Genomic DNA, 23726 nt, shown 5'->3' with positions numbered 1-23726 from the left:
TGCCAAGGCTCTGGCGCGCAGCGGCGCGCCCAATCGGGGCCAGCGGCGGGCTTTACCGCTCCATCGCCCACGCCCGGCGCACCCGCGCCGGACTTCCTTTCGCCTTGTTTGTAAGTAAACGTTGACTTACTAATACGGACAGACCGCCACGCGGTCAAGGGCTTTTCCAGCATGGCGGCTGATTGGCCGCGAAATGTGGGACGGATTAGTCTGCGGAGAGCTGCAAAACCCGCGCGGTTGCGGCAACAACGGCGTCCACCACCGCCGGGGTCAGGCGCAGGCGGTCGTAGCGGTGCATCACCAGCGGCTGGAGCACCACCCCCATGACCAGCCCGGCGTACAGGGGGGCGTCGCCGTCGGGCACGGCCCCGTCATCCATGGCCTCGCGCACAAAACGCACGGTCATGTCATTGGGGTTCACCTCTGCGGGCATGGCCTGCTCCTCGGGGAATCCGTGCTGGGTGAGCATGATAAAGGCAAATTCCACGGGATGCTCATGGTAATAGGAAAAGATGAACCGGACGCTGCGCTCCAGCCGGGCCGCAGCACCTGCGCCCGCCTCAAACAGACGGAGGCCAAGGCCGTCGGCAAAGCGCTCAATCTCCTGCCGGAACAGCTCCCACGCCATCTCGTTCTTGCCGCTATAGTGCCGGTAGAGCGCGCCCTCGGTCACGCCAGCCTCGCCCGCAATATCCTTAATGGTGGTGCGGGCCAGTCCCTTGGTGGCAAACAGCGCAATTGCCGCCTGCTCTATGTCGCGCTTTTTTACTGCCGGTCGTGCCATGGGCGCTCCTTTTCGGTGAATGAATGTTCACTCTCAAATAAAGGGTCGCCCCCGCCCTGTCAACGCGTCAGGCGGGCACAAAAAAAGGGACGCTGGTCAGCGTCCCTTTGGGCTTTGGCGTCATCTGGCGCGCTACACGACAACATCCAGTGAAGGGGTTTCGGCCTTGGGGGCGTCACCAGCCTTCTTGGCATTGGCCTTTGGTGCGCCCTCAGGCTGCGCCGGGGCCTCGCGCCGCCGTTCGGCGCGCTCGGCGTCGTCCTTGCGCTCCCCTTCCATACGCTCGTTGGCGGACCTCGCAACATCGCGGTTGTCCATCTCCTCCACGGCGCGTTCGGCCCTCTGCCCGGCGAGGGTGCGGGAGGCATAGCTGCCCGGGTCAACGCTGGCCTGAATCTGATAGGTTTCGATCATGCTGCTCATGGTGTTCTTGTACTGATTCTGTACCTCGAACCCCATCATCATGCCCTTCAGGTAGCGGGAGGTCTGCTCACCGCTCTGCACAAAGTTTCCGGCAAGCATGCTTCCGGGCGTCCCCACGTTCTCCGTAGGCGACGCAAGCATGCCGGCCAGAGACTGCGCTCCGCCCTCTCCGGCCTGCGTGGTGGCCGGAGCCTGTCCCATATAAAAATGGGTGGGGGACGATCCGATGCCTGCAATATTCATTGTGCCCTTCCTTGTAAAAATGCACGTATTTCTCCGCACTATGCATCGTATCGGCGACAATCGGGCAAACTTTATACCTTGCAATAGATTTTCCGAACTTTTCCCGCAATGCCCCGGCATATCATGCTCTCTTTCATTCATTGGCATTTTCCACTGCACGCAATTCTCCGCGCAAAAGCGTTCCAACGTGCCTCAAAATACTGTATGAATTTGAAGATGCATTCTCTTTTTGCCTTGTGGCTGCGCCGCGTGCGCCCCATCGCCTGCGCCATCATGGTTCTGGCGGCCCTTTGCGGGGCCAGCCTGAATGCGCTTGCCCAGCCGTGGCAAGCAGACGCCCTCTCCCTCTCCGAGGCCGACCTTGCGTGGATTGCCAAGCATCCGCGCATCTCCATCGGCATCATGAACGCTTGGCCGCCCATGAACGCGGCATCCCCCTCCGGCGCGCCGGAGGGCATTGGCGTGGACTATCTGCGCCTTATCGAAAAGCGCCTCGGCATCGCCTTTGACATCACTCCCGCGCCCTTCAAGGACAACATGGCGGCCGTGCAGTCGGGCGCGCTGGACGCCATCATGGACGTGACGCCCCGGCCCGAGCGCGCGGAGTTCTTGGTCTTTACCGCGCCCTACCTGACGGTGCCGCATGTCCTCATCGCCCGCACCGACGGACCGCGCTATTCCTCGCCGGACGCCCTTGGCGGCAAGGCCCTTGCCCTTGAGCAGGGGTTCTTTAGCGTCAAGCACTTCCGGCGCACGCATCCAGACATCACCATTAAGGAATTCCCCAACACAGCGGCCTGCCTGATGGCCGTGTCGCAGGGGCAGGCAGAGGCCTATATCGGCAACCGCGCGGTGGCCATGTACATCATTGCCCAACAGCTGCTGACCAACCTTGCGGTCCACTCCACCATGCCGGGGCACGCCTCCATCCTCGCCATAGGCGTACGCAAGGACCTGCCCGGCCTCCCACCGTTGCTCAACAAGGCTCTTGCCAGCATCAGCCTTGGTGAGGAGCTTGCCATCCTTGCCAAGTGGACGGGACAAAAACGCACCGCGGCGGAGACGGTACGCCTCAACTATGAGGAGCGCATGTGGCTGAGCACCCACCCGGAGATTACCGTCTCCAGCGAGCCAGACTACGCCCCCTTTGATTTTCGTGAAAACGGCCACCCCACGGGCTTTTCCGTGGACCTTTTGCGCATCATCGCCGCGCGCACGGGGTTGCAGCTGCGCTTTGTGAAGGATACGTGGGAAAATCTGGTCCAGATGGGCAAAACCGGCAAGCTGGACCTCGTGCACACCATCTTCTACACGCCACAGCGCACGCGGCATTTTCTGTTCACATCGCCCTACAAGTCAGTGGTGAACGCCATCTTTGTGCGCAGCGACGTCAAGGGCGTCAACGCCCTCAAGGACCTTGCGGGCAAGCGCGTACTGCTTTCGCGGGGGGACACCGTTGGCGAGTACATCTCGCGGGCCGTCCCGGATGCGGACGTCCAGTACCTGCCCACCTATGAGGCCATCCTCAAGGGGCTGGCTATCGGACGCGGCGACGCCACCGTCATTGACAGCGCCGTGGCGCATTACCTTATCCGCCGCTTTACCCTCACCAACATCATCCCCGTGGCCGAAGCCGACATCCCGGCCGGGGACCGCGACCCGCGCTACCGCTTTGCCGTGCGCAAGGACTGGCCGCAGCTGCACTCCATCCTGCAAAAGGGTCTCAGCTCCATTACCGATGAAGATATGGCCCGGCTGGAACGGCGCTGGTTCGGCACCGTCTCCACCACCGCGCAGGGCGCGCCCATCCAGCTCACGCCCGCCGAACAGGACTACCTGTCCCGCAACCCCGTCATCCGCGTGCACAATGAAATGAACTGGCCGCCCCAAAACTACAACGAAGGCGGCAAGCCCAAGGGCTACTCCGTCGCCTACATGAACCTTGTGGCCCAAAAGCTGGGGCTGACCATTGAGTACATCTCCGGTCCCCGCTGGGACGAATTTATGGACATGGCGCGGCGCGGCGAACTGGACGTGCTGCTCAACATCGTAGAGACCGACGCCCGGCGCGAGGACTTCGCCTTCACACGCCCCTATATCAAATACCCCTCCGTCCTTATCCACCGCCGGGACAACACCGCCGCCACCTCTCTCGACGCCATGCGCGGCAAAACCATGGCCGTCATCAAAGGCTTTTACGAGCAGGAAGTGCTGGCCCGGGATTATCCGGACATCCGCATGGAGTTCTACAACAGCCTGCTGGCCTGCCTGAAGGCCGTGGCCGACGGCAAGGCCGACGCCACCCTTGGCGGCGCAAACGAGGCGGCCTACCTCATCCGGCGCAACTCGCTGATGAACCTCACCCTCACAGGCGGACTGCCCCCCGAGACCTTCGAGGTGGCCCTGCACATTGCCGTACCACGAGACAGCGCCATCCTGCGCGACATTATCCAAAAGGGCATGGACGCCATCACCCCCACGGAGAACGCCAGAATCCACGACCAATGGATTGGCGACCTTGGCCTGCTGGACTCCAGCGGCAACCGCACGGTCTTCGACATCCGCACGGAGGACCAAACCCTGCGCATCTGGATGCTGGGCCTTGGCATTGTGGTGCTGTTTGCGGGGATGTTCTACCTCATCCGCATCAGCCTACGCGCCGTCTCCGAGGACGCCCTTGCCTCGGGGCTTGGCTCGCGGCGCATCAGAAGCATGATGATTGCGGGCGTGTTGCTGCTTGTCGTCATGGTCACGGCGCTGGCGTGGTTCATCCTTGAGTACAACCGCAACCGCGTGGCCGACGCCATCGCAGACAACCTCACCGCCGTGCACTCCAGCGTTGTGGACCGCCTCAACGCCTTGGCACAGCGCCACCGGGGCATCACCGAAACCCTTGCCGGGGCGGAAACCGTCCGCAGCGGTGCCAGAGCGCTCCTTGCCATGCCCCACCTGCCGGGCACCCTTGCCGCGTCCAAGTCGCAGCAGGCCATCCGCACGCTGTTTGCCGACACCACCGCCCTGCACCAAACCCTTGGCTTCCACCTCATCAGCCCGCACGGCACCATCATTGCCGCGCAGGACAACGCGCCCCTCGGCACCACAAGCCCCATTGCCAACGCGCAGGCCAGCCTGCTGGCGCGCGCCCTTTCGGGTGAAACCGTCTTCCTGCCGCCCATCAGCCCCAGCACGGCCCTCACAGACTCCCAGCCCGTGCCCATGGGCTACGCCGCGCCGGTCCGCGGGCCGGACGGTTCGGGCATTGCCGTGCTGGTGCTGCGCATCGACGCCATGAGTGAATTCTCGCAAATTATGCAATCCGGCAGGATGGGCCGCACGGGCGAGAGCTACGCCTTTAACCGCAAAGGCGTCATGCTCTCGCAAAGCCGCTTCCAGCGCGAGCTGGAAGACATAGGCCTGCTGGCGGAGAACGCCACCAGCATTTTGAATATTACCTTGCACGCGCCCGGCACAGGCGTTACCCCCGCGCCCCTCACGCGCATGGCGGCCAGCGCCACGCAGGGCAGCAGCGGCATGGACCTCAAGGGCTACACCGACTACCGCGGCTCGCACGTGGTGGGGGTATGGTCATGGGACGCGCAGCTTGGCATCGGCATCGCCACAGAGCAGGACCACGCGGAAGCCTACGCCACCTTTACCAGCATGCGCTGGGGCATTTTGCTCACCGTTGGGGCCACGCTCTTTCTCGCCTCCGGCGCCACGCTGTTTACCCTGCTCCTTGGCGAACGCAGCTGTCCTACTAGCGTTCTTCTCTGACAGATTCGAGGTACTCGTTAATGGTTTCTATGGGACGACATCCCATGTTTCTATACCCTTGGTGTGAGCGTTCAGTATTGTAGTAGGTCAGCCAGGTGTCCAGGTCGGCCTGGAGTGCTTCTACGGTCTGATAAAGCGTTGTTCTGAAGGCTTCGCGAAAGAACTCATCAAGCACAGTGCCATTAAACCGCTCGACAAAGCCATTTGTCCGAGGTGATCGCACCTTGGTACGGCGGTGTTCAATCTCGTTGAGGGACAGATAGAGTTCATATGGATGGGTCTCGGTTCCGCAAAATTCCCTGCCGTTGTCAGTAAGGACAGCGGAAACGGCAATTTCCTTTTCCTCGTAGAACGGCATGACGTCGTTGTGAAGGACGGAAACGGCAGCCTCTGGGCGCTTGCTGGTATGCAGAAAGCCGAAGGCATAGCTTGAGAAGGAATCGACGACGACATGCAGGTAAACTCGCCCCACCCCTTTGAGACGTCCCACGTAAAAGGTGTCTTGGCACAACAGCTCCCCAGGGCGAGAACTCTCGACGTGTCGTTCTTTAAAAACGGGATTTTGTTTTTCAATGAAAGCGACCTGTTCGCCCGATAATTCAATGGGTTCGCCAGCTTGCTTCTGCTCAAGCTTAAGCCAGCGGTCGTACTTGGTGCCCATGCCATTCTTGATCAAGATGTTTTGAATGGTAGGGGAGCTCACCGAAACACCGATGAGTTTGAGCTGATTGGAAAGGCGAACGCACCCCCAAGCAGGATGAGCTAGGCTCAATTCCAAGATTTGCTCGACCACCTCCTCGGAGGTGGTGAAAGGGTGGGACTTCGGAATAGGCGGCAGATCTTTGAGCCCTTCAAGGCCGTGAGTCTGGAAACGCCGCTTGTACTCGTAGAATTGACTACGATGCATACCGCGTCGCCGGCAGGCTTCACTGACGTTTCCCAAGCTCTCTGCAAGCTCAAGCACACTCATACGCTGGCGGGCGACTTTCTCTGCAGCTTTCATGGGGCCTCCATCGTGAGACTGTACCCCAAAATCTGTCTGAGGACTAACCTAGTAGGTCATTTCAGCATCCAACAACCAATCTTCATCCACCAGATATCATTTGTATATTCTTTTGTATATTCCACGAAAAAAGGCTTAAAAGGAAAACCTTCTAAGCCTTTATAATCATTGGTGGAGCTGGAGGGAATTGAACCCACGACATCTTGAATACCATGCACGAGAACGAGATTTTAAGACTTGAAATACTTTGACTTTTTATTTTGAAGTCAACAAAAGATCAGTGATGTTGGAGGTGTGTTGAAGGCGTTTGGTTGACCGGGTGGTTGACCATTTTGAGAGGCGAGGGGCATCGCAAACGAGTAGCGATCTAATCGTTTCCAAACATCTCAACCCGGCCACTGCTTCAAATAAATAGGTATTGTGTCCCCCTAATTCTAAAATCATCTGTCCCCAAAGGCCTGAAGAGGGCATTTCACTAGATGGATATGAGTGGTAACGCAAGGAGTCCTATTCAATATCCAATGCAGATTGAAACTCTTCGACAAATTGATCCGAAGAATGCAGGCAATACTTTGTCGCGATTGTCCCCGCACCTACTCCGATCTGCTCAACTAGCTCAGGCGAACTTATCAATTCATTAAAAACGTGGCTCAATCCACGAACATCTTGCACTGAATCGACCACCATGGCGTTGCCTTTATGCACAATATCAGTAGAGAAAACTTGCTTATCTACCAACTCCTTACTTATAATCATACAGCGACCACAAGAAAGAATTTCACGTGGAATTCTAGGGCCATGAACAGGCACAGAGAAATTATTCTCTAAGGCGCATACGACATCACAAAGCCTCAGAAATGAAGGGATACGCCATGGTGGGAGAAAAGGTATAAAAAAAGCGACATCACAAACTTTAGTTTTTTTAATATGATTCTGGAGGCTCCTCAGATTACTTCCTCCAGTCAACAGCAATAGATTTATCTTTTCTTCAACGCCATCTATTAAGCTTAAAGCATCTATGATCTCTATAAAACCTTTATTACGTCCAGCTTTACAATAAACTCCAATGCTCATCTTTTTATTATCATAAACACCGTTACTCCAATCCAATATTTTTGCCTGCTTTGCATGTTGATCAAGTTCTGTCAGCAACGTCTCAACATCTAAAACTTCTCCTTCTGGCATAAAATATTTCTGCGGCAGAAAGTCTGATGCTATTAATTTTACTTTCGATTGATCTTGAACAATCTTTTGAACTTTACCTATAGACCTATGTGTTGTCAGTACACCATTTGATGATTTCAAAACAGCATCATATAGATAAGTGAATTCGTGATTATCAAACAGCCTTGTTATATCACTTCCAGCATGTCTAATATAATAGGGTACACCTGTTATCTGACTAGCCAAAAAGGCACTGACTCCATATGGTTCAAGATAGTAAGCGAATATTTTTTCACATGAACACTTTTTAATGACTTCAACAGCTTTGGAAGCAAGCTTAGAAACATAGGGGTGCGAAAATGGGATATGCTTTGGTTCAAAAAACGGGTTAGTAAAGTGATGTACAACCCCCCCCCCTGAAGGAAATGATCTATCCTTCATATAATCCAAATCACTCCCAATAAGATATTGCCGATACTCTTCTTCAACCTCCCATGCATTTGATACGACATGAATTTCATGTCCTCGCCTAGCCAATTCATGGACATACCAATACGTACTTGCTGAGACTCCTCCCTGAATTGGAGGATATTTACATATAAAACAAATATTACTCATCAACTATCTCCAACATTGAGGATCTTTGCGGTCTTGCAACCCATTCATCCGATACTCGATAGCTGCACATCCGCCTCGACAAGATTCCTCCACAGAGCACCCCACGCAGGATTCGTGTTTAATTTTTTTGTATGACAAGTCTTTTTGCATTCTCAGCGATGCCTCCAAGGAGACATCAGGCCAATAGCCGACAGATTTTGCCATTCTCCTACAAAAAAGCAGCAATCCATTGGGTAGCATTGCTATTGAACGTCCATTTCCTAACAAACAACAGCCTGACTTCCTTTCATAAAAACTTATCCCCATCTCATCATAAAGAGGGGCATACAAAGAATCTTTACTAAGATCCCATCGGACAGGACTTCTTCTTTCTTGCTTCCAATATCTGAACACCTCAAAAACCCGAAGTAGTAATGTTCGATATTCATCAGAAGTCAATGTTTCTAAAACATCCTCTTCGCCTGTCGGACAATATCTTGAAAATGAAAAAGCAGTCTTCTGAACACGTGCGCAATAATTGATGAGAGGAATAAGCTGATCACAATTCTTTCGTGAAACTGTGAACATGATATTTGTCTTAATGCCTGCAGCCTCTAATATATCTATCGCCCTCCACACATCTTCCCAACTTCCATCCCCTCTTATCTCATCATTAATCTCCTGCAAGCCTTCCAACGAGAATTGGACTGTCTCGACATGCATCCTCTTAAGCTTCTTAGCAACACCCTCTGTGATTAAATTGGGATTACCAAGCAACCCCTTAACCATCGGATACAACTTGCTCAAATTAGCGTATTCCACCAACTCCCAAAAAAAAGGACAAAGCAATGGGTCACCGCCACTCAAGACTATTCGAGCAGGTGCTTTTTTTTCAAGTGAGTACAGGTACGTTTCGTCGATCACTTGCTTTGCCTTTGACAAGTTAAGAACTGATCGTTTTTCACCGAAAAATCGCTGTTCTTCTTGTAAATAGCAATGTTTACAATCATTTTGACAAGCATTAGTGATGTGCCACTGCAAGTTTATGATATGACTCTTCTTTAATGTCACACCGTCATATATGCTTCTGCGTGAATAATTCTCTGAAGACCGCTTTACACCTACACCTTTAGCAATCTCAATCAGCACATTCGCATCACAGAGATCGTCACATTCTTCAGACAACTCCAAATGAACCAATCTCGACTCGCAGTCTATGTAAGAGAAAATCTTTACTGACTTATTATAACCGAACAAAGTTTCAGCGGACTCTTCTGTAAATTCAGTGATGAAAAACATATAATCATCGCTATCAAACTTTGCACTGTTATTAAAAAAAGCCCTATTGCAATTTAATTCAAACTGGCACACCTCTTTGTTATGATTGCTTGAGTCCATTTGTAAAAACGACTCCCCGAACTCAATCACTATATCTTCATCAGTCTCGGACCTAAGATCACTCAATACCCGACTGCATAATTCGAATTCATGCGAAAATAAATTTGGGTAAAAAAACTCAGATAGTATCCGTCTTCTCTTCTCCAGCATACATTCATCCCCATGAAATAAAAGAGCCTATGGACTTGCTAAAAGCCCATAGGCACAACCCAAAAAAATCTTTTTCAATCGTCCATACTGCAAGGTCCAGGGCCACTACCACAAGTGCCGTCACTGCAATGTCCACACCCTTCACAGCTGCTTGCTGCATAACTGGTTGCGAACAGCTTCATTCCTGGCCCACACCCATCGCCATCACCGGAGCAATTTTCACACCCCGAACACCCACTTCCGGCAGCAGACGTTGTCATCTTTTTACCAGCAATCCCTCCAGAAAAAGGATTACACTTAGGTTCAACAATTTTATTAACATATTGAGTCCACATATACGCTCCTCGGAGTCTTGCTTCAACAGCGTCAAAAACCAACTTCACATATTTTATATATATGCCAAGGACACATACTATTCAACCTTTTTCACACATCTTTTGGGACTAACTCTGACAAGCCCACCGCTATAACTAGCTTGATTTTCAGCACATATAGTGGTCTATTCAGAAGTGGCCTCGGTTCTTCGGACCACTGAGCGACGATTTTAGAATTAGGGGGACACCAAGAATTAGGGGGACACCATACCTAATTCCCCCATCCCCAAAACCAGTCTCCATCCACCCGATATCATTTGTATATTCTTTTGTATATTCCACGAAAAAAGGCTTAGAAGGAAAACCTTCTAAGCCTTTATAATCATTGGTGGAGCTGGAGGGAATTGAACCCACGACCTCTTGAATGCCATTCAAGCGCTCTCCCAACTGAGCTACAGCCCCACGGCGATTTGTGATTTGCCTCATCTCACCGCGCTTGTCAAAGGGAAAATGCAGCTTTTTTGAAATTTTTCCGTCGCGCCCGGCAGCAGGGGCTGTGGGGCGCAAAAGGTTTCCCCCGGGGCCGGAGTCTGCTATCTCCACACTGGCGCGCACGTCGCCACTCGCCTGTGAACCTCAAGCCACCAAACACCATGCTCGCACCCTTTGACGGCGACATCCACGACATCGCCTTTGTCTACGCCCACACCAGCCGCCGTCCGGACGGTTCCATGCATCCCTACAGTGTGGCGGCCATTCGGCTGTCCGAGGACGGGCGGCAGTCTACCTATGCCTCGCACATCCGCGTTTCGGGCAACCGTGCCCGGGATTGGGTGGCCTCGCGTCTGTCGCAGGGCATGCTGGACGCCGCGCCGGAAGCGGCCGAGGTCTGTGAGCAGCTGGCCGAATTCCTTGATGGCTGCACCCTTGCCATGGTCTTTGCCCCGCAGGGGGCGACCTATGACGTGGCGGACCTGTTGCCGGACCTGCGCGTGGTGGACATTGGGTTTCTGGCGGATTTCTTTGCGCCGTGGCTGCACATCGCCAGCTTTAAGCAGATGTGGGACGCTGTGGAGGAAACGCCGCGCACCAAGGTCAGCCACACGGCCACCGAAGGCGCGCAAACCGCCCTTACCTTTACGAAATATTTGTTGGGGACCATGCTTGCGGACTCGGCTTTTCCCGCCGCCCGCGCCCTGCGCTACTATCTGGACAAATCCGGCACGCTGTTCGGCCGCTGCGTGACCGACCTGCTGCGCACCTATCCCCAACGCTTCACCACCCTCATCACCCCGGCGGCGGGTGAGGACACCGGCGACTGGATGCGCTTTTTGGAGCAGGCCCGCGCCATCCCCGGCGACGAGGACGAGCAGACCCCGCCCCTTCAGCCCGTCCCCGAGGACGACATCCGCGAGCTGTTTGAAGAGCTCGCCGCGCGCCGCCCCGGCTACCGCGTGCGTGAACCGCAGGTGGAGTTCGCCCAGTGCGTGGCGCACGCGCTGAATACCGGTACCGTCGCCACAGTGGAGGCCGGAACCGGCACGGGCAAGACCCTTGGCTACCTGCTGCCCAGCATGGAATTTCTGCGCCGCAACCCCGCCCGCCGCATCGCCATCGCCACCTACACCAAAAGTCTGCAGGACCAAGTCTACGCCCGCGAGGTAGAATCCTGCGTGGAACTGTTTGGGCACTATGAAGACATCCCGGTGGCGCTGGTCAAAGGCAAAAGCAACTACGTCTGCGCCCAAAAGCTGGACGACGTCCTGCATCCGCAGATGACCGGGACGGAACTGCTGGCGTGGCTGTACCTTGCCAATATCTGCTACCGCCACCGCGAGGCGGACTGCGACGACGTCAGCCGCACCGTGCGCCAGCATCTGGACGAGGACCGCATGCTCTCGCTGCTCATGAGCGAGGTCTCGGCCAAGTCCGGCTGTTCGGCCAAGCACACGCGCTGCCCCGCGCAGGTGGTCACCGCCGAGGCGCGCCACGCCCAGCTTGTGATTACCAACCACAACAAACTCTCGGTGATGGACCACGACGGCACCCTTGGCGGGCGCTTCTCCAACTGCATTATTGACGAGGCCAACCACTTTGAAAACGCCGTCCGCACGGCGTTCAGCCCGGAACTCTCCTCGTCGGAACTGTTCGGGTACTTACGCTTTGTGCACCAGCGCTGCGCGGGGCTTCTGCGCATTCCCGGCCTGAGCCAGCGCCCCAAAGAGCGCGCCGCAGAGATGATGGACGCCGCCACAGACGCCACCCTGCGCATCGACGACCTGCGCGAGCGCTTCCTGAAAATGGAGCCCAAAAGCGCCAACGGCGCGGTGGAGGTCGTCAACGCCAACCCCGCCTTCACGGGCGGCGAGCTGGTCAACGACCTCATCGGCCTGCGCAAGGCCTTAGAGCACCTGATGGACGGTATGGCGCTCTTCAACATCACAGAGAAAACCGTCCTGCCCATGCGCTCGGGCACGCGCTCGCGCCTACGGTCGGTGCGGCTTCTGCTTATGGAATGCGTCACCAGTCTGGAGCAGATGGAGCGCGACGTGGTACGCGAGGAAGGCTCCTTTGCTTCCGTGCAGGTCTACGCCCGCAACTGGGTGCTCACCACGGGCAGCGTCAACGTGGGCGGCCTGATCCGCAAGGCCATCCTCGCGCCCAAGGACGCCGTGGTCTTTACCTCCGCCACCATCACGCTGGGACAGGATTTTGCGCCCTTCAACGCCGCCATGGGCATCACAAAGCCGCTCATCCCCGACGGGGAGAACGAAAAGCCGACCCTGTCCACCATTCTCGACCCGCCCTTTACGCCGGACTCCACCCTCGCCCTGCCCGCAGACGCCGCAGACGGCGGCTACCGCAACAAGGAGCAGTGGCGCGACGCCGTCCTGCGCCAGATTCCCCGCCTCATCGAGGCCAACAAAGGCGCGACCCTTGTCCTTTTTGCCAGCTATGAGGACCTCGACTGGGTGCGCGAGCGCCTTGAAGCCTCGTGGGACAGCGAATTTCCCCTGCTCTTCCAGCAGCGCGGCGAGCCCGCCTCCGCCCTGTGCGATGAATTCCGCGCCGTAAAGGAATCCGTCCTCTTTGGCGTGGAGACCTTCTGGCACGGGGTGGACTTCCCCGGCGATACGCTGACGCAGGTCATCATCACGCGCCTGCCCTTCCCCAGCGTGTCCGCGCCCCTGCAACTGGCGCGGCGGCGCTCCATGCCGGAGGGCGCATACTGGGCGCGCTGCAACTACGACGCGTATATCAAATTCCGTCAGGGCGTTGGCCGCCTTGTCCGGCGCGAGGACGACGCCGGACGCGTGGTGGTGCTGGACTCGCGCATCGCCTCCAAAAACTTTCTGCACATTACGCCCCTTGAGCGCATGGCGCCGGTTACGCCACAAAGCCAGTCGGACCGCTCCAAAGCGCCATGGACCATCCGCGAGGACCTGCACCTCATTGCCAAGCTCCACGGCGGCATGCCCATGCAAAAGCTCGCCGCCCTGCACCGCCGTCCGCCCTCGCAACTGGCCGCGCGCGTACGCCTGCTGGATTGCTCCCAAACCGGCGCGCCCGCCCCATGGCCGGACGACGTCATGCAGACCATGCGTGAGCGCGCAGCACAAGGAGACAGCGCGCAGGACATCGCCGCCGCCCTGCGCTGCAACCTGCCCGCAGCGCGCCTGCGCCTTGCCCTTGATGCCCGCCGGAGCAAAAAGGCCGCCACACGAGGCGAAACCGCCGCCGCCCCATCTCAGGATGAAGACAGCGGCGACATACCCCGTTGATTCACAAACCGTCTTGCCCTAGAAAGGTGATATGCCGCCACTTTTACAAAAACTCCTCATCAAGGGCCTGTGGGTGCTCGTGGTGTTTCTTGGCATCACGGTCATCAGCTTTTCCGTCATCCATCTGGCGCCCGGTTCGCCGACGGACCTGCAAACCACCCTCAACCCCGAGGCATCCGCCGAAGCCCGCGCCCGGCTGGAGGCCCTCTACGGGCTGGACAAGCCCCTGCACGTCCAATACGTCAACTGGCTCTCGCGCCTCGTGCGGCTGGACTTCGGCCAATCCATGAGCGGCGACCACCGCCCCGTGTGGGATAAGATTAAAGAACGCCTGCCCCTGACCTTCGGGATGAACGTTGCGTCCCTCTTCCTCACACTGTGCATCACCGTGCCCATTGGTGTGGCCTCGGCGTGGTGGCAGGGCGGCTGGTTCGACAAGGCCAGTACGGTGTTCGTCTTCATCGGCTTTGCCATTCCGGGCTTTTGGCTGGCGCTGTTGCTTATGTATCTGCTGGGCATCCACTGGGCCATCCTGCCCATATCCGGCCTGACATCCATGGAGTACAATCAGCTGTCCTTCTTCGGAAAGCTGTGGGACATCGCGCGGCATCTGGCCCTGCCCATCTTCATCTACACCTTTGGCAGCCTTGCCGGAATGTCGCGGTTTATGCGCTCCAGCATGCTGGAGGTCCTGCGGCAGGACTATATCCTCACCGCCCGCGCCAAAGGCGTGCCGCTTCGGACCGTCATCTTCAAGCACGCCCTGCGCAACGCCCTGCTGCCCGTTATCACCATCCTTGGCCTGTCCGTCCCCGCCCTTATCGGCGGCAGCGTCATCATTGAATCCATCTTTGCCCTGCCCGGACTTGGGCAGCTATTTTATCAGGGCGTTATGGCCCGCGACTATCCGCTTATCATGGGCAACCTCGTCCTTGGCGCCATGCTCACGCTGGCGGGCAACCTTATTGCGGACATGGCCTACGGGCTGGCAGACCCACGCATCCGCGCCGGGAGGTCCGGGCGATGATGCGTTCCATCCTGTTCTCCCGCCGCTTCTGGGGCCGCTACGGCATGCTGGTGACGGGCCTGCTCATTGTGGGGGGCATGTCCCTTGTGGCCATTTTTGCGCCGTGGATTGCACCCTACGACCCCACCACGCTGGACCTTGCCCACATTCTTGAGCCGCCAAGCCTGCTGCATCCGCTGGGTACAGACGCCCTTGGGCGCGACGTGCTCTCGCGCATGCTGTACGGCGCGCGTGTGTCGCTGTGGGTGGGCTTTGTGGCCGTCGGGCTGTCCGTTGCCATCGGCCTCGTCCTTGGGCTGGTGGCCGGATACTTTGGCGGCATCACCGACGAAGTCATCATGCGCGGCGTGGACGTGATGCTGTGCTTTCCGTCCTTCTTCCTCATCCTTGCGGTTATCGCCTTTTTGGAACCAAGTTTGGTGAACATTATGGTGGTCATTGGCCTGACGTCGTGGATGGGTGTGGCGCGTCTAGTGCGCGCGGAAACCCTTGCCCTGCGGCGGCGGGACTTTGTCCTTGCCGCGCAAATCGCCGGGGCAGGCCCCACCCGCATCATCTTCAGCCACATTCTGCCCAACGCCATCGCGCCGGTGCTGGTCTCCGCTACCCTTGGCGTGGCCGGGGCCATCTTAGTGGAATCATCGCTGTCGTTTCTGGGCCTTGGCGTGCAGCCGCCCATGCCCAGCTGGGGCAATATCCTTATGGATGGCAAGGTGCTGCTCACCGTTGCGCCGTGGCTGTCCTTCTTCCCGGGTGTCGCCATCCTCATCACCGTGCTGGGCTACAACCTGCTTGGCGAATCCCTACGCGACATCTTTGATCCGCGCCTTCGCCAATAATTCCGGCATGTAAGAGCAGGTGACAGAGCCACACCGGGTTGCGCGCGCCGCGCGGGCGTAGTACAAGGGGAATGACGAAGAACCGCCTTCACGCGGTCCGCGCCATGTCCCTTCAACCCGGAGAAGCGCATGCAGTCCACCCCGTCGCCCCGCCAGTGCGTCCTGCCCCGGCAGACCTGCGGGGTATGGCCGCGCCATCTGCCCGCCGCCACGCCGGCCCAGTGGACAGCCGCCCTGCTACGCACCGTCGTGCAACGACGCCGTACCGCGCCCCAGCACTCTCCTTTCCATCTTCATCCCGCACCACGTTCGGTTACCGTCGCTTCCCCCTCCGTCCCGCTTTGCGTCGCACGCCGCCTTGGCCGCGTACTCCGGCGCTGCGCCGCGCCTCCTCCCGCCCTTTGCCGCACGTCCTCCCGCTGCGCTCCTGCCGCCTTCCGGAGCGTGGTGGCGCGCCCGCATATCCTGCGCGCCCCTGCGGCCCAACCGCAACCAAGGAGGTCCCATGTACCAGCCCCCCATGCCGCCCCTGCCGCCGGTCACCATCACCCGTGACGGCGACGTGCTGACCATCGTCGAGCGGCCCATGTGGCTGCTGCTCTGTGGCGTCTTCTTTGGTCTGGTTACCGTCTTCGGCGCAACCCAGCTGGGCGAGGCCGCAACGGACGGACGCCTGCAAATCGGCCTTTTCATGACCTGCATCGCCAGTTTGTTCTGCCTGTACAAGGGCTTCACCCAAACCATCATCATCTGCGACAAACGCGCCGACACCTTCCACATCATCCGGCGCTTCATCCCCCTGCATACCGGCCGCCAAGCCACCTGCCCTCTGTCCGCCATCCGCGCCGTGGTGCACGAGGACCACATCACATGGCACCTCATCTTCATTGAAATAGCCGGCGAGCGGCGCACCATTTTGCACTTTCACACCTCCGTACGCGAAACGCCGCCCATCGGCGAAAAGCTGGCCGCCTTCCTTGGCGTGCGCCTGCTGCGCGAAGGGTTTGCGGCAGAAACCTTCTAACGCCTTCCACTCGCCGCGCCGATGGTGTAGACTCACCGCCGAAGTCTGTCCCGAGGTGGGCGTTTGCTTGCGCGCCGTCGCGCCCGGGCATCCCCGGCGCAGTGCGGTGCCCAGCCTGCACGCCAGCGTCATGCACCCAAGAACCACGCGGCAGAGGCGGCAAAACACCCGCCCCACCCCACAGCCCCCACGCGAAAGGGGCCCTGTCCTCCAGCGCAGCACACTGCCGCGTTGGCGGACCCAACACAGGAGGAACCGATGCACATCGAACGCATAACACGCGGCGCAGCCGGATTCATGATTCTTGCCTCACTGGCCCTCAGCCTTGCCCACAGCCGGTGGTGGCTCCTGCTCACCGCCTTTGTGGGGGCCAATCTGCTGCAGTCGGCCTTTACGGACACCTGCCCGCTTATGGCCATCCTGCGCCGCAGCAAGAAGGCGCAACAATGACCAGCGCCCCCAAGCACCACCGCATCACGCATCAGCGCGGGGCGCTGTGCGCCTTTGTGGGCGCACTGCTGGGCAGCCTCATCCTCGCCGCCCTGCATTCCAGCTGGTGGCTTGCCGTCACCACGGCGGCCAGCCTTGCCCTTATGGACGCCACCCTGCGAAAACGCCCGGCTGCCGGGCCTCTGCGCATCCGGCCCCGGCGCAGCCAGCCCGCACGCCGGAATTCTTGACCTTTTCCCTCATTCGGGCAACATGCTAAGACGAATCCGCCGCCCCCAAAGCGGCCACGCCCAAGCATCACGAGGAGACGTCATGCGGCCTTCATCACACCTTCTGTCCCTAGTCACCGTCCTTTTCGGGCTGTGCTTTCTTTCCGCCTGCTCGGATGACATCACGCCGGGGCACGGGACCTCTCCCGTCACGGTTACCCCGCCGCAGCACACAGCCACCGCCGAGCAGCGCACCATAGACGAAACCTACGAAGCCGTCGGCACCGTCCGCCCCCGCACGGAAACGCGCATCGATGCGCAGGTCTCAGGCCGCATCCGGTCCATGAAGGTGACGGCAGGCGACTTGGTGGAGCGCGGCTCCGTGCTGGCGGAGCTTGATGACAGGGAATACGTCGCCCGCATGGAGCAGGCCAAGCAGGCGCTGGCGTCCGCCATGTCCGCGCGCGAGCAGTCGCGCCAAGCCATCAATGAAAGTCAGGCCGCATTCTCCCGCGCGCAGTCGCAGTACCGCCGCTCCAAACAGCTCTTTGAGGAAAAGGCAATCTCATCGCACGAGCTGGAGGCCGCCGAAGCCGACTTTTTGCAGACCGAGGCCCGCCTTGCGCAGGCCCGCGACGGCCTTGCCGCCGCCCGCGCCAAAGTCAAAAGCGCGCAGCAGCGCCTGGAGGAAGTGGAAATCGCTCTGGAATACACCGTGGTCCGCGCGCCCGAGGCCGCCGAAGTGGCGCGGCGCATGGCCGAACCCGGCGACCTTGCCGTGCCGGGCAAACCGCTGTTCATTCTGCAAAGCGCGGGCAACACCGCCGGTGCCCTGCGGCTGGAAGCCCACGTCCGCGAAAGCCTCATCGGCGCGGTGCGCGTTGGCCGCACCATGCGCGTGGCCCTCGCCCCCCTTGATGCCGAAGTGGACGGCATTGTGGAGGAAGTCGTCCCCGCCGCAGACCCCACCACGCGCACCTTTCTCGTCAAGGTCAGCCTGCCGCCCGTTACGGGGCTGTATCCCGGCATGTTTGGCCGCCTGCTGGTGCCGTCCGGCTCACGCACGGTCATCCTTGTGCCCCGCGCGGCCATAACGCGTGTGGGCCAGCTGGAGGCCCTCACCATCCGCGACGGCGAGGCGTGGCACTCCATCTATGTGAAGACCGGCGACGACCACGGCGACAAGATCGAGGTCCTCTCCGGCCTGCGCGCCGGGGACGAAGTCGCCCTGCCCGGAGGCGGCAATGGCTCCTGAGTCACCCGCTCCCAAGCCGCAGGACGCCCCGCGCGGCATTATCGCCGCCATTGTGAATACCTTTCTGGAGACACGGCTCTCCATCCTGCTTGTCATTGCGGCCTTTGCCCTTGGCACCGCCGCCGTGCTCATCACCCCGCGTGAAGAGGAGCCGCAAATCGTCGTGCCCATGGCCGACGTGCACGTGCAGGCTCCCGGCGCCAGCGCCGAAGAGGTGGAAAAGCTGGTCACCACGCCCCTAGAGCGCCTGCTGTGGCAGATTGACGGCGTGGAGCACGTCTACTCCACATCCCGGCGCGACTCCGCCATGGCCACCGTCCGCTTCCACGTAGGGGAGGACCGCGAAAAATCCCTCATCAAGCTGCACAACGCCATCCTGATGAACCGCGACCTTGTCCCGGCCATCGTCACGGGCTGGCTGGTGAAGCCCGTGGAGATTGACGACGTTCCCATCGTCACCATCGCCCTCTATTCGGACCGCTACGACGACCACCAGCTCCGCCGCATGGCCGAGGAACTCCACGCCCGGCTGGCGGCAATTGACGACGTCTCCCGCGTTACCATCACGGGCGGCCGCCCGCGCGAGGTGCGCGTGGAGCTGGACCCGCAGCGCATGGCAGGCTTTGGCATCTCTCCCGGTGCGGTCCGCACGGCCCTTGGCGGGGCGGACACCGCCGCCACCGCAGGGACCATCGACCGCGCCAATACCAGCCTCACCGTCCGCACCGACGCCTTCCTCACCTCCGCGCGCGAGGTCGGGGACGTGGTGGTCGGCGTCTTTAACGACATCCCCGTGGCCCTGCGCGATGTGGCTACCGTCATCGACGGCCCGGCAGAGGCCGAAACCGCGACGCACATCGGCTTTTCCGTGCGCGCGGAAGAAGAACGCGCCATCCCGGATGCCCGCCGCGGCCAGCGCTCCCCCAGCGTGACCCTTGCCGTCGCCAAAAAGCAGGGCACCAACGCCGTCACCGTGGCGCGCGACGTCCACCGCCGCATGGCGGACCTTGCGCGGGACGTGTTGCCCGCTGGCGTCTCGTGGGAAGTCACACGCGACTATGGGCGCACCGCGCAGGACAAGGTCAACAACCTGCTGACCTCGCTGGGGCTGGCCATCGTCACCGTGGTGGCCCTGTTGACCTTTACCCTCGGGCGGCGCGAGGCCGCGGTGGTCGCCCTTGCCGTGCCCGTCAGCTTTGCGCTGGCGCTGTTTGTGAACCACCTGCTGGGCTACACCATCAACCGCGTGACCCTTTTTGCCCTCATCCTGTCGCTGGGCCTTGTGGTGGACGACCCCATCACCAATGTGGACAACATCCAGCGCCATATCCGCCTTGGGCGGCTGGACCCACGCCGCGCCACGCTCTTTGCCGTGGGCGAAGTGCTGCCGCCGGTGCTCATGTCCACCCTTGCCATCATTGTGTCCTTTACGCCCATGTTCTTCATCACGGGCATGATGGGGCCGTATATGGCGCCCATGGCCGCCAACGTGCCGCTGACGGTCATCTTCTCCACCCTTGCGGCGCTGACGGTGGTGCCGTGGCTGTCCTACCTGCTGCTGCGGCACAAGGCCGGGGCGGACAAGGGCGACGACCCGGAAAACGCCGCCCCGGATGCGGGCGTGCCGCCGTGGCTCAGGCGCGGCTACACCGCCGTGGTGTCGCCGTTTTTGGACTCGCGCGGCAAGCGCGGCGCGCTGTGGGTGGGCATTGGCGCGCTGCTTGTCCTGTCGTGTGCGCTGGCGGCCTTCCGGCTGGTGCCCCTCAAAATGCTGCCCTTTGACAACAAGAACGAGTTCCAACTCGTCATCGACATGCCCGAAGGCACACCCATGGAGGCCACGGACCGCGCGCTGTTGTCCTTTACCGACTATCTGCGCAGCGTGAACGAGGTGGAGAGCTTTACCACCTATTCCGGCACGGCCTCGCCCATGGACTTCAACGGCATGGTGCGCCACTACTTTGTCCGGCAGGCCCCGAACCTAGCGGACATCCGTGTGCAATTGGCGGACAAATCCCGGCGGCAGGCCCAAAGCCACGCCATTGTCCTGCGCCTGCGCCCGGACCTTGAGCGCATTGCGCGCGACGTGGGCGCAGACCTCAAAATTGTGGAAGTGCCGCCCGGACCGCCCGTATTGTCTACACTGGTTGCGGAAATCACCGGCACCCCGCAAAAGTCCTACGGCCAACTCATCCGCGGCGCACAGCACATCACGGACCTGATGCGGGACGAACCGCTGGTGACGGACATCGACACCTCCGCCGAGGCAGAACGCGACGTGCTGGACTTCCGGCTGGACCGCGAAAAGGCCGCCCTACACGGCGTCAGCGCCGAAGATGTCGCCTGCGCCCTGCGCATGGCCATCTCCGGTGAATCCCCGGCCACCCTGCACCTGTCCGGCGAGCGCCAGCCCCTGCCTGTGGTCCTGCGCCTGCCGCGCCCCCAGCGCTCGTCGCTGGCCGCGCTTTCGCAGGTGCCCGTGGCCGCCAGCGACGCGCCGGGCAAAACCGTTGAGCTGGGCGAGCTTGGTGAATTTCTCTCCCTGCCCGCCGACCAGCCCATCCACCACAAGGACCTCCAGCGCGTGGTGTACGTGTACGGCGAAATGGCCGGACGCCCACCGGGCACGGCGGTGCTGGACCTCATGAGCGCGCAGGAATCCTCGCCCCTGCCTCCGGGCATCAGCGCCAACTGGGCGGGCGAAGGCGAATGGGAAATCACCCTCAGCGTCTTCCGCGACCTTGGCATCGCCTTTGGCGCGGCCCTCCTTGGCATTTTCGTCCTGCTGGTCATCCAGACGCGCTCCTTTGCCATGCCCGGCCTCATCATGACCGCCGTACCACTGACCATTATCGGCATCATGCCCGGCTTTTGGCTGCTGAACGTATTCTTTGCCCCGGATGTGGGGGCGCTGCCCAATCCCATCTTCTTCACGGCTACATCCATGATTGGGATGATTGCCCTTGGCGGCATTGTTATCCGCAACTCCCTTGTGCTCATTGAGTTCATTGAGGACGCGCGGCGGCAGGGGCTGGCCATGCGCGACGCCATCCTCGCCAGCGGCGCGGTGCGCCTGCGGCCCATTGTACTCACGGCGGCCACCACGGCCCTTGGCGCGTGGCCCATCACGCTGGACCCCATCTTCTCCGGGCTGGCGTGGGCGCTTATCACAGGGCTGTTTGCCTCCACGGCGTTTACACTGCTGGTGGTTCCGGTGGCGTATTACGCTGCGTTTGGCGCGCGCAGGGCATGATGGACCGGCGGCAATACGCCGCAGACCATGCACAATGCCCGCGCATACGGCGCATTCTGCATTTGCCAACAGCGGCAAGGTAGGCTACGTAACGCGCGACACTGCACGGCAGTGGTTACGCCGCATGCGCCGCGCGCGCCTTATGCGGCAGGGCACGTGCCCCACCCCGAGGATATTGTTGCACCCGAATGGTTGGCCTGCCGGTCGCATCTGACCCGCAGCGAGCAAAAGGAGAACATTGTGCGGATACTCATCGTCGGTTCCGGGGGGCGTGAACATGCGCTTGCCTGGAAGCTCTCGCAAAGCCCGAAGGTCACGCAGCTGTACATCGCCCCCGGCAACGGCGGCACTGCGGCCCTCGGCCAGAACGTCCCCATTTCGGATGACGACCTGCCCGGGCTGACGTCCTTTGCCAAGGACAACGCCATCGACCTCGTGGTCATCGGTCCCGAACTCCCTCTCGTCCTCGGTCTTAAGGAAGCGCTGGCCCAGTCCGGCATCCCCTGCTTTGGCCCCAGCGCCTTTGCCGCCCAGCTGGAAGGCTCCAAGGCCTTCGCCAAAAGCGTTATGCGCGACACGGGCGTGCCCACCGCACACTTCCGCGTCTTTGATGATGTGGAAGCCGCGCGCGTGCACGTTGCCGAGCGCGACATGCCCTGCGTGGTCAAGGCCGACGGCCTCGCCGCGGGCAAGGGCGTGGTGGTCTGCTCCACGCGCGAGGAAGCCCTTGAAGCCGTCAACGACATGATGGCCAAGCAAATCTTCGGCAAAGCCGGGGAACGCATCGTCATAGAGGACGCCCTCAAGGGTGAGGAAGCCTCCTTCCTTGCCTTCAGCGACGGCACCACCGTTGTCTGCATGCCCTCCTCGCAGGACCACAAGGCCGTTGGCGAAGGCGACACCGGCCCCAACACCGGCGGCATGGGCGCCTATTCCCCCGCCCCCATCCTCCCGCACGAGGACTACGAAATGATGGCGGACCTCGTCATCCGTCCCATCGTCCGGCACATGGGCACCGTGGACCAGCCCTTTGTGGGCATCCTGTACGCGGGCATCATGTACACCGAGGACGGCCCCAAGGTGCTGGAATACAACGTCCGCTTCGGCGACCCGGAGTGCCAGCCCCTGCTCTCGCGCCTTGATGGCGACCTTGCCGAAATCATGCAGGCCTGCATTGACGGCACCCTTGCCGATGTGGACATCCGCTGGAAGCCCGAAACCGCCATCTGCGTAGTACTTGCCGCCGACGGCTATCCCGCCAGCTACCCCAAGGGCATGGCCATCACCGGCCTTGACGAGGCCGACGCCATCAGCGGCGTGAAGGTCTTTCAGGCCGGGACGACCCTTGACGGCGACACCGTGCGCACCGCCGGCGGCCGCGTACTGGGCGTCACCGCCCTTGGCAGCGACCTCGCCGACGCCAAGGAGCGCGCCTACAAGGCCGTGGACGCCATCCACTTTGACAACTGTTATTTCCGCCGCGACATCGGCGACAAGGGACTCAGGAGGGACTAGATGAGTCGCGTTGCAATCTTTATGGGAAGCATCTCCGACGAGGAAAAAGTCCGCCCCTGCGCGGATATTCTGGACGAGCTGGGCATTGACTACACCTTTACCGTGTCCTCGGCCCACCGCACACCGGAACGCACCGCCAAACTGGTGGAAGAAGAGGAAGCCAGCGGCTGTCAGGTCTTTATCTGCGCCGCAGGCATGGCCGCGCATCTGGCTGGCGCCGTTGCGGCCAAAACCATCCGCCCGGTCCTTGGCATTCCGGTATCCGCCTCCGCCCTTGGCGGCATGGACGCCCTGCTGGCCACTGTGCAGATGCCTCCGGGCTTCCCGGTGGGCACCGTGGCCCTCGACAAAGCCGGAGCGCGCAACGCCGCATGGATGGCGGCGCAGATTCTGGCCCTTACCGACGAGGACCTTGCCGCAAAGCTGCGCGCCAAGCGCGACGCCTTTAAGGCTTCCGTAGAGCGCGCCGCCGAGGAACTGGCGCAGCGCTAGCGCCGCCGCCCCCGCACAATGTCAGCGCCC

16 protein-coding genes and 1 tRNA gene are annotated in these 23726 nt (G+C 60.2%); 11 read left to right on the top strand and 6 right to left on the bottom strand.

The window, feature by feature from the left end; genetic code table 11:
- Positions 1 to 205: 205 nt before the first annotated feature.
- Complete coding sequence (locus tag ACYQ2T_RS11310) at positions 206 to 784, bottom strand: TetR/AcrR family transcriptional regulator (protein ID WP_459900643.1); 579 nt, start codon at positions 782 to 784, stop codon at positions 206 to 208.
- Between the two features lie 132 nt (positions 785 to 916).
- Positions 917 to 1450, bottom strand: a complete 534-nt coding sequence (locus tag ACYQ2T_RS11305; protein ID WP_459900641.1) for a hypothetical protein — start codon at positions 1448 to 1450, stop codon at positions 917 to 919.
- 216 nt (positions 1451 to 1666) lie between these two features.
- Here ACYQ2T_RS11305 and ACYQ2T_RS11300 point away from each other — a divergent pair, with 216 nt between their 5' ends.
- On the top strand, positions 1667 to 5224 hold the full coding sequence (locus ACYQ2T_RS11300; RefSeq protein WP_459900640.1) for a transporter substrate-binding domain-containing protein: 3558 nt from the start codon (positions 1667 to 1669) through the stop codon (positions 5222 to 5224).
- On the opposite strand, the gene ACYQ2T_RS11295 is transcribed toward ACYQ2T_RS11300, so the two are convergent.
- From ACYQ2T_RS11295 to ACYQ2T_RS11280, 4 genes are all read right to left on the bottom strand, one after another.
- The gene (locus tag ACYQ2T_RS11295; protein ID WP_459900638.1) at positions 5208 to 6227 is read right to left on the bottom strand and encodes an IS481 family transposase; all 1020 of its coding nucleotides are present in this window, start codon (positions 6225 to 6227) and stop codon (positions 5208 to 5210) included. The genes ACYQ2T_RS11300 and ACYQ2T_RS11295 overlap by 17 nt on opposite strands.
- Positions 6228 to 6734: 507 nt before the next feature.
- Positions 6735 to 8009, bottom strand: a complete 1275-nt coding sequence (locus ACYQ2T_RS11290) for a glycosyltransferase (protein WP_459900636.1) — start codon at positions 8007 to 8009, stop codon at positions 6735 to 6737.
- Between the two features lie 3 nt (positions 8010 to 8012).
- Entirely contained in the window at positions 8013 to 9416 is a 1404-nt protein-coding gene (locus tag ACYQ2T_RS11285) for a radical SAM protein (protein WP_459900634.1), read from the bottom strand.
- A gap of 820 nt (positions 9417 to 10236) precedes the next feature.
- A tRNA-Ala gene (locus ACYQ2T_RS11280) sits at positions 10237 to 10312 on the bottom strand.
- A gap of 191 nt (positions 10313 to 10503) precedes the next feature.
- Here ACYQ2T_RS11280 and ACYQ2T_RS11275 point away from each other — a divergent pair.
- From ACYQ2T_RS11275 to purE, 10 genes are all read left to right on the top strand, one after another.
- Positions 10504 to 13632 carry an ATP-dependent DNA helicase gene (locus ACYQ2T_RS11275; protein ID WP_459900632.1) on the top strand — a complete coding sequence of 1043 codons (3129 nt, stop codon included), beginning with the start codon at positions 10504 to 10506 and terminating at the stop codon, positions 13630 to 13632.
- Between the two features lie 31 nt (positions 13633 to 13663).
- A complete protein-coding gene (locus tag ACYQ2T_RS11270; protein ID WP_459900631.1) occupies positions 13664 to 14659 on the top strand; it encodes an ABC transporter permease in 996 nt (331 codons plus the stop codon).
- Positions 14656 to 15498, top strand: a complete 843-nt coding sequence (locus tag ACYQ2T_RS11265) for an ABC transporter permease (protein WP_459900630.1) — start codon at positions 14656 to 14658, stop codon at positions 15496 to 15498. Before ACYQ2T_RS11270 ends, ACYQ2T_RS11265 begins: the two co-directional genes overlap by 4 nt.
- Positions 15499 to 16003: 505 nt before the next feature.
- Entirely contained in the window at positions 16004 to 16522 is a 519-nt protein-coding gene (locus ACYQ2T_RS11260; protein ID WP_459900629.1) for a hypothetical protein, read from the top strand.
- A 258-nt stretch (positions 16523 to 16780) separates the two neighbouring features.
- Positions 16781 to 16972, top strand: coding sequence for a YgaP family membrane protein (locus ACYQ2T_RS11255; RefSeq protein WP_459900627.1), 192 nt, complete (start codon positions 16781 to 16783; stop codon positions 16970 to 16972).
- Entirely contained in the window at positions 16969 to 17202 is a 234-nt protein-coding gene (locus ACYQ2T_RS11250; RefSeq protein WP_459900625.1) for a hypothetical protein, read from the top strand. The genes ACYQ2T_RS11255 and ACYQ2T_RS11250 overlap by 4 nt, the downstream gene beginning before the upstream one ends.
- A gap of 82 nt (positions 17203 to 17284) precedes the next feature.
- The gene (locus ACYQ2T_RS11245; protein WP_459900623.1) at positions 17285 to 18436 is read left to right on the top strand and encodes an efflux RND transporter periplasmic adaptor subunit; all 1152 of its coding nucleotides are present in this window, start codon (positions 17285 to 17287) and stop codon (positions 18434 to 18436) included.
- Positions 18426 to 21689 carry an efflux RND transporter permease subunit gene (locus ACYQ2T_RS11240; RefSeq protein WP_459900621.1) on the top strand — a complete coding sequence of 1088 codons (3264 nt, stop codon included), beginning with the start codon at positions 18426 to 18428 and terminating at the stop codon, positions 21687 to 21689. Before ACYQ2T_RS11245 ends, ACYQ2T_RS11240 begins: the two co-directional genes overlap by 11 nt.
- A gap of 240 nt (positions 21690 to 21929) precedes the next feature.
- Positions 21930 to 23204 carry a phosphoribosylamine--glycine ligase gene (gene purD, locus ACYQ2T_RS11235; protein WP_459900620.1) on the top strand — a complete coding sequence of 425 codons (1275 nt, stop codon included), beginning with the start codon at positions 21930 to 21932 and terminating at the stop codon, positions 23202 to 23204.
- Complete coding sequence (purE, locus tag ACYQ2T_RS11230) at positions 23205 to 23696, top strand: 5-(carboxyamino)imidazole ribonucleotide mutase (RefSeq protein ID WP_459900618.1); 492 nt, start codon at positions 23205 to 23207, stop codon at positions 23694 to 23696.
- Positions 23697 to 23726: the final 30 nt, after the last annotated feature.

The organism is Desulfobaculum senezii (genome assembly GCF_054657395.1).
The sequence above is the reverse complement of the archived record's forward strand: the minus strand, read 5'-3'. Positions and strand labels throughout refer to the sequence as shown.